The sequence below is a fragment of the Shewanella indica genome (assembly GCF_002836975.1).
GTDB lineage: Bacteria > Pseudomonadota > Gammaproteobacteria > Enterobacterales > Shewanellaceae > Shewanella > Shewanella indica.
The window spans coordinates 20,063-35,854 of the sequence record NZ_NIJK01000040.1 but is presented as its reverse complement, the minus strand read 5'-3'; the positions used below and the strand labels follow the sequence as shown (position 1 = coordinate 35,854).

Genomic DNA, 15,792 nt, shown 5'->3' with positions numbered 1-15,792 from the left:
TATAGCGCAAACACAAGTTATCAGCTGACTTTTCCACTGCCGATGACCTGATGCTTACCAAGATATTTTTGTTCAAAGCCTTCGATATCCAATGCCTGGGAATACAGATACCCCTGAGCATAGTCACAACCTATACGAGTCAAGATCTCGGCCTGACCGGCAGTCTCAACTCCTTCGGCTATTACCTTCATCCCCAGTTTGTGCGCCATCACTATGATGGCTTCACAGAGAGTCAAATCGCTCTCATCTGTTTCCAAATTACGTGTAAACGATTGATCTATCTTGAGATAGTCGATATCAAACCGCTTCAGATACGCCAAGGAAGAATAGCCGGTACCAAAGTCATCCAACGACACCTGAATGCCGGCATCCCGGTAGGCCAACAGCTTATCACTGACCCCCATTTTGGCATCCAGCAACAACCCCTCAGTTATCTCTATACAGATCCCGGAGCCGGACACCTCAAGACTTGCCAACAGCTCCAGCCACTCGGCAAAACGGTTACCCTCGTCGCGAAACTGGATTGGCGACTTATTGATACTAATCTGCACCTCGCGGCCATAGGCCTTGCGCCAGGCGGCACTCTGACGCGCCGCCTGTTCAAACACCCAGTTGCCGATATCGAAAATCAACCCAGTGTCTTCTGCAATAGGGATAAACTCTGCCGGCGAGACACTGCCGCGCTCACTGTGATTCCAACGCAGCAAGGCTTCGGCCTTGAATACCCGACCGCTGTCCAGCTCGACTATAGGTTGGAACCTGAGTTCGAATTCATTTCGTTCAAGAGCCTGACGTAAATCCTGAATAAGCCGCATCCTGTATCTGGCGTATTCCTGCATTGAGGCGGTAAAATAGTTGAAGCGGTTACGGCCTTGATCTTTGGCGGCGTACATAGCCTGATCCGCATGTTTAAGTAACAATTCAGCCGTTTGTCCATCATCTGGGAAAAGGGTAATACCTATGCTGGCACTGATAAAGGCGGTCTCATCGCCCAACTTGAAGGGCTCGGCCAGACTACTGAGGATATGATTGGCAACCCGCTCAACCCCGTTATGATCCTGCACATCCGAGAGCAATAGAGTGAACTCATCGCCACCAAGCCTGGCCACCACATCGGATTCACGGACACAGGCCTGCAGTCGCTCTGAGGTTTCCACCAGCAATAGGTCGCCCATATCATGGCCCAGGGTATCGTTAACTTCCTTGAAAAAATCCAGATCCAGAAACAGCAGCGCAAATTTCTGTTGATGACGAACAGCCTTGCGAATTTCATTGCCCAGGTGCTCGGTGAACATACGTCGGTTTGGCAAGCCCGTGAGGGCATCATAGTTGGCCTGACGCCAGATGAGACGCTCATTCTGCTTTTTGTCGGTAATGTCGGAAAACAGCGCCACTCTTCTCAGCGGCGTATCGCCTGAGCTATGAATAGTATTGATGCTGAGCCAAATCATTATCTTGCGGTCATCGTAACAACGAAGCCACATTTCGCCCTGCCAACGCCCCTTATGCCCGAGCGCCTGACTTAGTTCACGATAGAACACTTCTCCATGATCGTCACATTTGAGCATGTCTATGTTGCTGCCAAGAATATCCTCCGCTTGATATCCCGTGATGGCACTGAATGCCGAGTTAACCGTCATAATAGTGCCGACTTCATCCAGCACACTCATCGCCTCACTGGAGTTTTCATAGACGGACGCCGCCAGTTTAAGGGAAGCTTCCTGCTGTTTTTGCTCGGTAATATCCACATGTACACCGCAAACCCTAAGCGGCCGTCCTTTTTCATCACGGCTAACCACCTTGCCGGTGTCCTGTACCCAACGCAACTCTCCATCCGGGCGGATCAGCCGGTATTGCACCTGGTGCTGCTTTGTTTTTCCGGCCAGATGATCATCCAAAGAACGCAGCACCCAGTCTCTGTCCTTGGGATGAATACCATCTAGCCACAGACGTTTGTTATCGTTGAGGTTATCAAGCGAGCAACCAAGGATCTCGGCGCTGCGTTTGTTACGCACTACTGTATCCTTGATGGGATCCCAATCCCAGAAGCCGAGTTGACCGCTTTGCAACACCAGTTCCAACTGTTCGCGACTGGCGGCACTCGCCTGCTCAGCCAACTTGGCCGAGGTGATATCGATATAGCCGGCTATCACCAGCTGCACCTGTTGATGATGGCGCTGACAGGCCACAGTCATATGGGTATAAACATAATGACCAGCCTTGGAGATAAAACGTTTCTCCATCTCATATTCGTCGATTTCACCGTCCAGCATCCGCCTGAATTGCGCCATATCAGCGGGCAAATCATCGGGATGGGTCATTTCAGACCAGGTCAATTGCGTCAGTTCCTGCTCTGTATAACCCAACATCTTGCTCATATGGGGGTTTATCTTGAGCCAATGTTGATCCGGCGCAGTAATCGAAATCCCTATATTGCCGATATTGAACTGGGAGCGAAACAGAAAGTCATCCTGCAGCCGAATGCGATTGTCGCGCTCAAACTCCAGCCGCCGCGACAGCAAGCGCCCAAGCAACACATTGGTGAGTGGGAATAAAGTCAGTACAGGTAAACTGATACTGGCAAGCACCCCTTTGGCGGTTTCCCAGGGCAGCAGCAACATCCAGGCCAGCATCACCAAATGCACCAGCAGGGAAAAACAGGCCAGCTCCGGGTAGCCGATATCGGCGAGCGACTGTTTGCGTCGCCTACGCCAAAGTAGACCAAGCAAACCACTGGAGAAAATCACTCCCACGCCAATCCAAACACCTTCACCGCCCCCCTGATAAATACGAAAAGCGGCTGCAATACTGCACCCTATCAGGGTTGGCAAACCGCCGAAAAACAGACCTGAAATACTTAAAAGTACAGAGCGACTATCGAAGAAAATTCCCGGTTCATAGTTCCAGGGGGTGAGCATCAAAGCAATACAGATACCACCGATAATGACGCCTATTAACAAGCGCCACAGCTGGAAATAGTCCCGTTGTTGTTGTCTGGGAATCGCATCATAAATAAATACCAATGCCAGCAGAAAAGCGGCATTTTGTGCCAAAGGAAGGAAAATGCTCTGTTCCATCTATTCCCAAGCCTGTGAATAACAAAGAAGAAATCTACAGGTCTAGTGTAGCAGAGCACCTTTGGAAACCTGACTAATTTATGCGCTTAGCTTGGCGCAGCATTCATTGCTGCCGAAAATTCAGGCGTTATATAACAACTTCAAATAAAGTTGGGCACTGTCTTGCCATAAGAAGCGACTGGCGGAGGCCCTTTTTCTAAGGGCGTTCCAGTTGGCAGTGGGATAGAGCTCCAAGGCCCGGGACAGGGCGTCAAGCAGCGCCTTGGCCTGTTCATCCAGCCCAATCCCTGCGAATACCAAGCCATTGTCACCGTCACTGATGGTATCGGCCAGCCCACCTGTGGCATGCACCAAACAGGGTTGGCCTGCTCTCAAAGCCAGCATCTGGCTGATACCACAAGGCTCAAAAGAACTGGGCATCACAAACAGATCGCCACATTGATAGAGGGCATCGGCCAGCTCCTGATGATAACCATTGATAAAGCGAAAATTGCTGTTACTCGCGGCGATGCGGCCAAAGAGTGCCGCTATCTGCTCATCGCCGCTGCCGAGCAGCCAAAAACAGGCACTGTCGCTGAACTGCGCCAGCCTTAGCAGCAGCTCTTCCAGCACTGTCTTGCCCTGCCAGGGATGACACAGCAAGAGTAACTTCTGTTCAGTGAGCCTGCCAACCGAGGTCAGCAGCATTCCCGGTGACTCAGATATCTGCCCCAAGCGGATTTGAGCAATCATATCTGCCGGCGTCACTGCTTCGCTGCGCCCGAGTTTACTCAATAATGCCTCTGTGGCTATCTTGGGCAGTTGCAACTTGAGTTGCCGCCGCTTGCCGGCAGCGAGCGGTAGTCCTTTTTGATAGTCGCAGCCGTTGAGAATACCGAACACCTGGCCAAGCTTGGCTTTGGCCTGCAGGTCAGCCTCCAATCCCTCGCCGCCAAAGAAGCCCAGTTCAGATTGTGACGGCCGCAGCACTTCCTTGGCGTAAGTCGCCGAGACCAGATGGATAACATCACTGAATTGAATCGCCGCCCGCAGCGGATTGATGCACCCGGGGTAGCGGGTATCCAGCGCCAGTTGCAGCTTGGGATTTGCCCCTTCGGCCAACAGCCAGGGATACCAGGCCGCCAGGGAAGATGCCTCGCCGGCAAGCGGCCGCACACCCTGCATCGCCAGATTGTGGATACTGAGAACACAGGGCACTTTTGATAGGCCAAGATAGGCGGGATCCAGTGCTCTTAACATGGCAAAACCGCCGCAGTGCCAGTCGTGCAGGTGAAACCTGTCCGGCAGCGGCAATAACCCCTGTTTCAACGCCGCCGCCACTGCAGCGCCGAAAAGGGCGAACTTGCCTGCATCTGTGGCAAAGGGGCGCTCAGGGCCATCCAGGCTATAGACTTCACGCTTAACGCTGCAAAAACCTTCATGAGCCAGAAGATAGATCCACAACCCCTGAGAGTCAGGCTGAACCGCCGGATTGGCGATACGATACAGCCGCGCCCGGGTGGTGCCTGCGCCGAAAGCAAATTCAAACTCGCACAGAAAATCGGCCCCCTGCTCCTTGGCCAAAAAACCATAGTCCGGCATTATGATATGCGCCGCCACACCTTGGCTTTGCAGCGCCAAAGGCAACTCGGCCAGTACATCGGCCATACCACCGACTTTGGCACCGGCCAAGGCGGCATTTTCCGCCGCCAACATCAACACCTGCAGTTTTACTTTCGCCGCCATTATTCGTACCCCACAGGCAGTCCCAACATGTCACGGGTCACCAGCACCACACCATTTTCCGAGACCCGAAAACCCTTGGCCCTGTCGTGATCATGGTTGAAGCCTATCTCCATCCCCTCGGGGATAATACAGCCCCGGTCGATGATAGCCTTGCGAATCCGGCAATGACGCAACACCACCACATCGGGCAGGATCACTGAGTCTTCCACCTCTGAGTAAGAACAAACCCTGACCTCATTGAAGAGAACGCAGTGGCGCACAGTGGCACCAGAGATAATGCAGCCACTGGAAACCACAGAGTCCAGCGCCATGCCGCGCCTGTCATCATCGTCAAATACAAACTTGGCCGGCGGCAGTTGTTCCTGATAGGTCCAGATGGGCCATTTGGCATCATAGAGATTGAGCGCAGGCGTCGGCGACAGCAGTTCCATATTGGCTTGCCAGAAAGAATCCAGAGTTCCCACATCGCGCCAGTAGGCCTGCTCGTTGGGAAAGGCGCTGCGAAACGGATAGGCATAGACCCGGTGCTTTTCTATGATGGCCGGGATAATGTCCTTACCGAAATCCCGGTTGGAATCGGCGTTCTGGGCATCTTTTTTCAGCTGTTCAAACAGAAACTCTGTGTTGAACACATAGTTGCCCATAGATGCCAGGCAGGATTCGGGGTTATCCGGCAAGGGCCTGGGTTGGGCCGGTTTCTCTTCAAACCCCAGAATACGGTTGCTGCTGTCCACCTCCATCACCCCGAAGGCGTTGGCCGCTTCGGCCACCGGCACCTCCATACAGGAAACCGTCATATCGGCGCCGGACTCGGCATGAGCGGCCAGCAGACCGGCGTAATCCATGCGGTAGATATGATCGCCCGAAAGCACCATCACATAGCGCGGCAGCTCGTGACGTATGATGTCTATATTCTGAAACACAGCATCGGCCGTGCCCTGATACCAGTTGTCCGAATACCGTTGAGACGCCGGCAATATCTCCACCGACTCCCCCAACTCCTTTTTGAAATGCCCCCAGCCGCGGGTCACGTGGCGGATAAGCGAATGGGACTTGTACTGGGTCACCACCCCTACCCGGCGGATCCCCGAGTTGATGCAGTTGGACAGCGGAAAGTCGATGATCCTGAACTTGCCGCCGAAATAGAGCGCAGGCTTGGCCCGCCAATCGGTCAGCTCATGGAGGCGGGAACCCCGGCCTCCAGCCAGGATCAGAGCATAGGTTTCACGGGTAAGGTTACTGATATAACGCGGACTCGGATTCGGCATAAAAGCGTGCTCCCAATTAACAGAAAAAGGCGCTCACTGCGCGCCCCAGATATGGTCGCGATAACCGGCTATGGTGACATCGCTGGAGAAGCGGCCACTGACCGCGGTGTTGCGAATACTCATGGCGGTCCAGCGCTGAGGGTCCTGATAAGCCTTGGCGGCTTGCAGCTGGGCCAGACGGTAGGTTTCAAAATCGGCCGCCAGCATCCAGGGATCCTGTGGCGACTCAATGGCGGCTATGATGGGGTCGAAGATCCCCGGTTCCAGCAGATTAAAGTGCCCACTTTTGAGCAACGCCATTACGCCGCCGAGCGCCGCCGAGGACGCTATATATTGCGCCGGACAGTAGTGCGCCTTGAGCTCCTCCACCGCCAGGGCATTGAGGCCAAACAGAAAGAAGTTGTCTTCACCTACCTCTTCGAGCATCTCGATATTGGCGCCATCCAGAGTGCCTATGGTCAGGGCGCCATTCATCATGAATTTCATATTGCCTGTGCCCGAGGCTTCCTTGCCGGCGGTGGATATCTGCTCTGACAAATCCGTACCCGGGCAGATCACCTCCATGGCGCTGACGTTATAGTCGGGCAAAAAGGCAAACCTGAGCCAGGGAGTGACTCTGGGATCCTCATTGACCATATGAGCCACGTTGTTGGCCAATTTGATCACCCGTTTCGCCATGGCATAACCGGGGGCCGCCTTGCCGCCAATCAAGACGCAGCGTGGTTGCATCCCCTGGGTATCGCCACTGACAATCCGCTGATAGAGATGGATCACATGCATGATATTCAGCAGTTGCCGCTTATATTCGTGGATCCTCTTAACCTGCACATCAAACATCATGGAGGGGTCGAAGTTCACCTGGCAGCGCTGCGCCACCAGCTCGGCCAGCGCCTGTTTATTGGCCTGCTTCACCTCACGCCAGGCGGCAATAAATGGCTTGTCCGAGGTAAAGGCGTTGAGGGCAGTCAGGCATCTTAGGTCGCTCAGCCAATCCTGCCCCAGGCGACTGCTGATGAGCGCAGTCAAACGGGGGTTACAGTGAGCCAGCCAGCGCCTGGGCGTCACACCATTGGTACGGTTGTTGAACTTATGCGGCCAGAGTTCGTAAAAGTCCCGAAACAGCCCTGTGGTCAACAGCCTTGAGTGCAGCGCCGCCACACCATTGACCGAAAAGCTGGCCACTATTGCCAGATAGGCCATACGGATATGGGACTCATCCCCCTCTTCTATGATGGACATCTGCCGCAGACGTGACACGTCGCCGGGCCAGTGATGTGCCACCAACTCCAGGTATCTGGCGTTGATTTCATAGATGATCTCCAGAATACGCGGCAGCATCTGGGCGAACATGCGCACCGGCCAGCGCTCCAACGCCTCCGGCAACAAGGTGTGGTTGGTGTAGGCCATGCAGTGGCTGACTATGTCCCAGGCGGCTTGCCACTCCAGCTGATATTCGTCGATAAGCAGGCGCATCAACTCGGGAACCGCAATCGCCGGATGGGTATCATTGAGCTGCAGCACATGAAACTTGGCAAACTCACTGAAGTCCCGGCCTTTGTTGGCAACCCAGGTCGTCAACAGATCCTGCAAACTGGCAGAGGACAGGAAATACTGCTGCCGCAACCGCAACTCTTTGCCGTTTTCACTGCTGTCATTGGGGTACAGCACCATGGTGATCTGCTCGGCCAGATTCTTGGCCGCCACGGCTTCGGTGTAATCCCCCTGGTTGAACTCGGCAAGGTCAAACTCATCCGTGGCCTCGGCCTTCCAAAGCCTCAGAGTGTTGACCCGGCCGTTGCGATAACCCGGCACCGGCATATCATAGGCAACCGCCAGTACATCCTGGGTATCCACCCAGGCTCTGTGCCGACGGCCATCGCGGTCAACATGACTCTGCACATGACCGAAGAAAGGCACTGTCACATTGTGCTGTGAGGCTCGCACTTCCCAGGGGTTGCCATCCCTGAGCCAGCGGTCCGGCTGCTCCTGCTGATAACCATCAACTATCTGCTGGGCAAACATGCCGTACTCATAACGAATGCCATAGCCAGTGACCGCCAGCCCGAGACTGGCGCAGCTGTCCATAAAGCAAGCCGCCAGCCGCCCGAGACCGCCGTTCCCCAGACCGGCGTCATGCTCTTGCTGTTGCAGGGTTTCAAGCGCTACCGCATAACCTTGCAGCATCTCCCGGCACTCGTCGGTCAGCTCCAGATTGAGCAAGGCGTTGCCCAGGCTTCGGCCCATCAGAAACTCCAGCGACAGATAGGCCACCTGTTTGCGCTGGTACAAAGCATCCTGGCTGCGACTGGCGCACCAATCGTCCAACAGCTGCTCTTTGACGCTCAGGGCCAACGCCTGATAGAGCTCCTGAGGCCTGCGCTCATTGCGGTTAAGATCGTATCTCAGCTGTCTGGCAAAGGCCGCCGGCAGTGAATCACAGGGCTCGCAGTCTTGGTGCGCCAGATGGCCTGGGGCTTGTTGAGTGGCGGGCGCGATTGGCGATGCGGCTTTTGATGCTGTTGTCGATTGGCTCTTACTGCGGCTCTTGACTCTATTCCTTGAAGTGTCAGTCATGGCTGGCTCCTTTGGCTGAGGACGACAGATAACGGCCACCTGCGGCCAGCAGCTGAAAACTGAAGGCGGCAACGGCGAAAGATGAAGCTGTGGGATAGCAGGATTGCTGTTCATCCCGTCCGGCTTCGCTGGAAAGCAGCAATTGCCACTGCTCACCGGCTCCGGGCGGCGGAGATGGCAGACAAAAATGGCTGTAGCTGTCACCGGCATGCAGCAGGATCAGCAGGGCTTCGGTCTGAAGTTTGTTTTCTCCTTGAGGGCTCATATTGGGCTGATGGCTCTTGCTCAGCTGATGGCTCTTGCTCAGCTGATGGCTCTTGCTCAGCTGAAGGCTCTTGCTCAGCTGATGGCTCTCTGCCCGCTGAAGGCTCTTATTGAGCTGACGGCTCTGCATCAACTGTAAGCTGCGGCACTGGACTTCGCCCCAATGGCCGGGTGTCATGGCCTCGCCGGAGGCAGCAAACCAAGCCAGGGCTCTGGGAGCCTGGAGGGCATCGGTGTGAATATAGTCATCGCTGTCATAAAAACCGCAATCCCGGCGGATATGGATAAGCTTGCGAACAAAGGCGCCGAGCTCAGTATCTTCCCTGTGCCAATCGAGCCAGCCCAATGGGTTGTCCTGACAATAGGCGTTGTTGTTGCCGCTCTGGGAGTTGCCGAACTCATCGCCGGCCAGCAACATGGGCGTGCCCTGGGAGAGCAGTAAACTCGCCAGCAGATTACGGCTTTGGCGCGCTCTCAAGGCCAATATGGCGGCATCTTTGCTCTCGCCTTCCACGCCATGGTTGGCACTGAAGTTTTCGTGGTGACCATCGCGGTTGTTTTCACCGTTGGCCTGATTGTGCCGCTCGCGATAACTCACCAAATCTCTCAGGGTGAATCCATCATGGCTACAGATAAAGTTGATTGAACTTTGAGGGCCGCGCCCCGAGTGTTCAAACAGATCGCCTGAGCCGGAAAGGCGCCTGGCAAGCTCGGGCAAGAGCCCGGCATCACCGCGCCAGAAGCGCCGCAGGGTATCGCGATATCTGTCGTTCCATTCGGCAAAACGATTGGGGAATTGCCCCAACTGATAACCGCCCGGGCCTATGTCCCAGGGCTCGGCTATCAGCACACATTGCTGCAGTTCAGGGTCCTGCAGCAAGGCATCGAATAATCCGGCGCGATTGCTGAAACCCTGCATCTCACGGCCAAGGCTGGTGGCCAGATCGAAACGAAAGCCATCCACCCCCATGATATCGACCCAGTAACGCAGCGAGTCCATCAGCAGCTGTACGACTCTTGGATGACTGATATCCAGGCAGTTGCCACAGCCAGAGTCATTGATATAAAAACGCTTATCTGCTGCATGCAAACGGTAGTAGCTGAGATTGTCCAAGCCGCGAAAACTGACGGTCGGCCCCTGACGATTACCCTCTGCGCTATGGTTGAAGACCACATCCAGCACAAGTTTGATACCGGCATCATGCAGGGCAGAGACCATCTGCTTGAATTCGCCAATGGCGTCGTCAGAGGCCGAATATGCCCCATGGGGAGCGAAGAAACCTATGCTGTTATAACCCCAGTAGTTACTGCGACCGCTCTCCAGCAGAAAAGGCTCTGACAGAAAGGCGTGCACCGGCAGCAGTTCGACACAGGTGATCCCAAGCGACTTGAGATAAGCTATCGCCACCGGGTGCGCCAAACCGGCAAAGGTGCCGCGAAGCTCAGGAGGGATCCCGGCCATGGCGGCGGTGAAGCCCTTGAGGTGCATCTCGTAGATCACTTCATTACGCCATTGCCCGCCCGGCAAGCGCTTGCCGGTAAAGCGGGTATCTGCTACCACTTGGCATTTGGGCATGGCCCAGGCGTTGTCACAGGGATCGGCCCATAAGTCATCACCTATTCCGCCGCTGCCGGATTCCCGCTTCGGGGCCCCTGGTACTGGGGGTTCAGCATCCCCCGGATGGCACACTGCGGCCAATGGCCGGCCCTGCTCATCGACTATGGCATAGCCAAGTTGCCAGGGCCCATACTGCCAGCGACCACAAAAGGCTCTGGCGTAAGGGTCCAGCAGCAGCTTGGCCGGATTGAATCTGTGCCCTTCCTGAGGCTGATAAGGGCCATGCACCCGATAACCATAGCAAAGCCCTTCACCGCCCCCCTGCAACAAACCATGGAACACCTGCTGCGAGGACGGCATAAGCTCGAAACGGCCCGACTCCCGCCATTGGCTATTTTTGAATTCAAACAGGCACAGCTCTACCCGGGTTGCATGAGCCGAAAACAGCGCAAAATTCACCCCTTCCGGATCGCCATTGGCTGCATGCACCAGGGTCGAGCCCAGAGGCCAGGGTTTGCCTGCAAGCATCTGCATCAGCCACGCTCCAAGGCGAAATAGACGCTCGCCAGGGGCGGCACCCGGATCAGCGCGCTGTATGGCATGCCCTGCCAGGGGATCTCCTCGGCTTCCATACCGCCGGCGTTGCCTTGATTACTGCCGCCGTAGAATGCGCTGTCGCTGTTGAGCAGCTCACGGTAACGTCCGGGCTCTGGCAATCCCAGTCGATAGCCTTCCCTGACACAAGGGGTAAAGTTACAGATAACCAGCACCATGTTGCCGTCAGAATCGATACGCGTAAACGCCAGCAGGCTGTGCTGACTGTCGTTACAGTCGAGCCAGCGAAACCCTTGCGGCTCGCCGTCACACTGCCACAATGACGACTGCCGGCGATAACAGTGGTTAAGGTCCCGCACCCAATCGCTGAGCCCCTGATGAGACGGATACTGCAGCAGGTGCCAGTCGAGGCTGAAGTCATGTTGCCATTCGCGTCGCTGGCCAAACTCGCCGCCCATAAACAGCAGCTTTTTCCCCGGGTGAGCCCACATAAAACCGTAAAACGCCCGCAGCGTGGCAAACTTCTGCCAGTCATCGCCGGGGATCTTCTCCAACAAGGCGCGCTTGCCATGCACCACTTCATCGTGACTAAGCGACAAAATAAACTGCTCGGTATAGGCATAGATGAGGGAAAAAGTCAGTTGCCCGTGGTGATAGCTGCGATGTACCGGCTCCTTGGTGAGATAATCCAAGGTGTCGTGCATCCAGCCCATATTCCATTTGAAGCCAAACCCCAGGCCGCCGGCAGCGACATCCCGGCTGACGCCATCCCAGGCGGTGGACTCTTCGGCAATCATGATGATCCCAGGGTACTCATGGTAGAGACGCGCATTTAGCTGCTGCAAAAAGGCTATCGCTTCCAAATTCTCACGGCCGCCATATTCGTTGGCCTGCCACTGGCCCTCTTCGCGGCTGTAATCCAGATAGAGCATGGAGGACACGGCATCGAGGCGCAGGCCATCGAAATGAAACTCCTCCAGCCAATAACAGGCATTGCTGAGCAGAAAACTCTGCACCTCTTTGCGGCCATAGTTGTAGATCAAGGTGTCCCAATCGGGATGACGGCCACGGCGGGGATCTTCATGTTCATACAGACAAGTGCCATCAAAATGCGCCAGGCCGTGGGGATCGGAAGGAAAGTGCGCCGCCACCCAGTCGAGCAGCACACCAATACCCGCCCTGTGGCAGGCATCAACCAGCAGTTTAAGCCCCTCGGGATCGCCAAACCTGTGACTGGGAGCATACAGCCCCACGGGTTGATAACCCCAGGAACCGTCGAAGGGGTATTCACTCAGCGGCATAAATTCCACATGGGTAAAACCGTGAGATTGCAGGTAAGGCACCAAGAGTTCTGCCACCTCTGCGTAGCTGAGAAAACCACCTTCGCCGTTACGCCGCCAGGACCCCAGGTGCAGCTCATAGATACTGACCGCCTGTCGGTGCCAGGTGCTTTGCGCCCTGGCGGCCATCCAATCATTGTCCTGCCACTGCCAATCACTTTCCGCCATCGGCACTATCGAGGCGTTGTGGGGCGCACCTTGCATCTGTCTGGCGCAGGGGTCGGCCTTTTCCAGCCAGCTGCCATCCTGGGTTTGCAGCAAAAATTTATAGTGCTCACCGCCCTGGATTTGCGGCAAAAACAGCTCCCAAAGACCTGAGGCCGGGTGGCGGCGCATACTGTGGCGACGCCTGTCCCAATGGTTGAAATCCCCCAGCAAAGACACGCTTTTGGCATTGGGAGCCCAAACACAAAAACGCACACCTTTTTCGCCCTGGCACTCCAGCCAATTGGCTCCAAGCAACTGCCAGCCCTTCAGCAGACTGCCTTCATTGAAGAGAAAACATGCCTGCTCATCGAGCGAAGCATCAAAGCGGTAAGGGTCGTCCAGCACCAGCTCGGCCTGGGGATAGCTGATGCGGAGCCTGTAGTCGAAGGGTTTTACCCTGCGCCCCATAAAACCACTGAACAGGGGCTCGGCGCCAACGACAGGGTTAAGCTCGGCTACCTTACGGCCGGTTTTCGCGTCCAGCACCTCGACAGCGGCGGCGCCGGGCAGCACGGCGCGCAGTAGCAAGCGGCTGCGGCCATTTTGCTCGACCAGATGCATTCCGAGCCAGGCGAAGGGATCGCCATGGCGCCCTTCGGCCAAGGCGCAGGCGGCGGCAAAGTCCAGTTCCGGGACCAGGCTTTCCTGCTTTGGCTCACTAAAGTGCGGCGCGGTTTCATTGGCGGCGATTTGCTGTTTCATCTGCATCTCCTGTTGATTGAGCTCGAAGCCGCTCCAGCTCAGCGCAGCAACTTTGCTCGCGCACCCGGCGGATATCCCTGAGCAAGGTTTGCAGCAGCTCGGAATCATTGAGGCGCTCCACGGCCAACGAATAACGTCGGCGCCAGTTGGGATACTCAGCGCTGGTGCCCGGGATATTGACCGCCACCTTATCGCCGAGCAGATCTGTCAGCGGCAGGCTGAAAAGCGCACTGCGCCCCGAGGCGACTGTAACGGCGAGGTTATGGATCACGTTTTGGGTATAGGTGACAGAGTCCGGCTCAAGTGCAACTTTTATCTTGTTTTCAAAGGGATAAAATTGCGAGAGCCAAACTTCAAGAGCCTGAATATCCCTGCGGCGGTCATCGCTTTCCCTTGCGTATTGTTCAGCACCCAGCAAACCAAGTTCCCGCCTGAGCCTGAGATCTTCTTCTTCCAGCCAGGCTTTGAGCGGCGCTACATCATGGTTGCTCAGCATCATGATGGCGTTTGGCTTGTAGTCATTTGGCGGCCGAAATCCACCAAACTCGGGGAAATTCTGCTGCTCACGGCAAAAATAGAACAGCTCATTGGAGTACAGCCCGCCAAGCTTAAGCGGCGCTAAGATTTGCGGTGGCACCAGACCAAGGTCTTCGCCAATCACCAGGCAGCGGGCACGCTGGCTCTCCAGCAATAAAATCGCCAGCAGGGTATCGAAGGGGTAATAGACATAGGCGCCTTCAGGCTTGCCAGACTCAGTTTCGACTGCAGTTTCAATCTGATTTTCGGCCTCGGCCGGCCACCACCAGAGACGAAACAGCGACATCACGTGATCTATCCGAATGGCACCGCTGTGGCGCATATTGGTGCGCAGCAACTCAATAAAATGGCTAAAATCCGCTTGCTTGAGACCGACGGGATCCAGAGGCGTCAGCCCCCAGTTCTGCCCCTGGGGCGCAAAGGCATCCGGCGGCGCCCCTATGCTGGCACCTTGGCAAAACTGACTCTGATGCTGACTCACCTCAGTGCCGCTGCCAACAGTGCCGACAGCCAGATCCCGGATAAGGCCGATACTCATGCCAGCTTCTATGGCGCGGGATTGACACAAAGCCAGCTGCTCTTCGGCAACAAACTGCAGATAGAGATAAAAGTTGGCATCTGAGGGCCAATCTCCGGTGGCGAAACTCGCCTGCTCCCAGGCATAGTGCTGCAGCGCCAGTCCCTCCCGACGCACAAAACCTTCGTAGCCCAGGCGCCTGGGAGCATCCTTGGGCAAAGCGTTGAAACGCTGCCACATTGCTTTGAGGCGGGCACACTTATCACGGTTGACAAGGGCATAGTCCAGCCAGGGGCTGAAGGCCGTTTGCTCGGCAAAAGATTCAGCATCACGGATTGGTGCCGTCCCTTCGGCGCAAAGCAGCGGCGAGATATACAAGGGGTGCAGGCGGCGTCTGTCTATTGGGCTGTAGGGACTTGGGGAGGCATCCTCGGTGAGCGCCAGCGCATGCAGGGGATTAAGCAGAATAAAGTCCAGCCCCTTGGGGGCCAGCTGGGTTATCAGCTTCAGCAAGGCTCCAAAGTCACCCATTGCCTCAGGGCCGGGAGTATCCTCCTGCCACAGAGAAAACAACTGCACACTGACACCCCAGGGCCTGCGATGAGGCTCGGTTTGTCGCGCCGTATTTTTTTGCAGTACGCCTTGGAAAGCCTGCCTTGGCGCTACCATCAAGGTACCGACAGCAAGTAGCTTCTCATCGCCCTCACGCTCAATGATGGATAAAGACACCCTGTGGTAGCCAAGTCCGGCGGCAATGCCACAGTTACCGGAAACCTCGTCCAGTTTAAGCTCGTGCTCAAAATAGCAGCGCTCACCGATGCGATAATCGCCACGCACCGGACAGTCTGCCGCTGAAAAGCTGACAACAAACTCCTCACCCAGCTCACTCGTCAGCGTCAGCTGCAGCGCCTTGGATAGCAAAGACTGCGCCTCGAGTCTGAACCTCAGACTGAGACTGTCGAGATAACACCACTGAAATGAAGGCAACAGCTGCTGCCAGGGTTCGGCATCGAGCTGATGGATCCGCTGCTCAATCCAAAGCTCGCTCGCATCTTCGGGTATAGGGCCACACATGGCGCAGAGGATCTGTTTGCGTGTGTCGGCCGATGTAGGGCAAAAACGCCCATAGCTATCGCTGAAGCCGTCCCCTATCCCTTGCAGATACAGCAACTTCTCCAGTCCCATCTCAGCACTCCACGCCAATCACCTTAAGTTCCCTGTGAGCAGATAGCATGCCAGGGTAAAATAACAGCAATAAGACAGAGGTGTGTCAGCCAGGTGACAAGTATTTAATGATTCAATTCAGCAACTTGATGAAATCAACCCTGATGCTTGGCGAGCGTCTCTCAAAAGGCAGCAAAGGTAAATGAGTTGCACCAATGACTCAAGAATGTGCAATCTTTCACCAATTGAGTGCAAGACATCGCCGACAAAAGCCGGGATGGGCAACCAGGGGGAAAACGGGGGT

The 15,792-nt window shown here is 55.7% G+C and carries 7 protein-coding genes; all 7 read right to left on the bottom strand.

Annotation, left to right across the window (positions count from 1 at the left end; translation table 11 throughout):
* Positions 1-20: 20 nt before the first annotated feature.
* The 7 genes from CX650_RS13765 to malQ all read right to left on the bottom strand — a co-directional run bounded on the left by CX650_RS13765 (position 21) and on the right by malQ (position 15,509).
* Positions 21-3,077: an EAL domain-containing protein gene (locus CX650_RS13765; RefSeq protein ID WP_101096128.1), complete on the bottom strand. Its 3,057-nt coding sequence runs from the start codon at positions 3,075-3,077 to the stop codon at positions 21-23.
* A 120-nt stretch (positions 3,078-3,197) separates the two neighbouring features.
* Positions 3,198-4,802 (bottom strand): glycogen synthase, encoded by a 1,605-nt coding sequence (locus CX650_RS13760; RefSeq protein WP_229800033.1) that lies wholly within the window; start codon positions 4,800-4,802, stop codon positions 3,198-3,200.
* Positions 4,802-6,070 carry a glucose-1-phosphate adenylyltransferase gene (glgC, locus tag CX650_RS13755; protein ID WP_025889422.1) on the bottom strand — a complete coding sequence of 423 codons (1,269 nt, stop codon included), beginning with the start codon at positions 6,068-6,070 and terminating at the stop codon, positions 4,802-4,804. Before glgC ends, CX650_RS13760 begins: the two co-directional genes overlap by 1 nt.
* Before the next feature lie 33 nt (positions 6,071-6,103).
* A complete protein-coding gene (locus CX650_RS13750; protein WP_101096127.1) occupies positions 6,104-8,644 on the bottom strand; it encodes a glycogen/starch/alpha-glucan phosphorylase in 2,541 nt (846 codons plus the stop codon).
* Entirely contained in the window at positions 8,637-11,000 is a 2,364-nt protein-coding gene (gene glgX / locus CX650_RS13745) for a glycogen debranching protein GlgX (protein WP_101096126.1), read from the bottom strand. Before glgX ends, CX650_RS13750 begins: the two co-directional genes overlap by 8 nt.
* Positions 11,000-13,270, bottom strand: a complete 2,271-nt coding sequence (gene glgB / locus CX650_RS13740) for a 1,4-alpha-glucan branching protein GlgB (RefSeq protein WP_101096125.1) — start codon at positions 13,268-13,270, stop codon at positions 11,000-11,002. The genes glgX and glgB overlap by 1 nt, the downstream gene beginning before the upstream one ends.
* Positions 13,245-15,509 carry a 4-alpha-glucanotransferase gene (malQ, locus tag CX650_RS13735; RefSeq protein WP_101096124.1) on the bottom strand — a complete coding sequence of 755 codons (2,265 nt, stop codon included), beginning with the start codon at positions 15,507-15,509 and terminating at the stop codon, positions 13,245-13,247. The genes glgB and malQ overlap by 26 nt, the downstream gene beginning before the upstream one ends.
* Positions 15,510-15,792 lie beyond the last annotated feature (283 nt).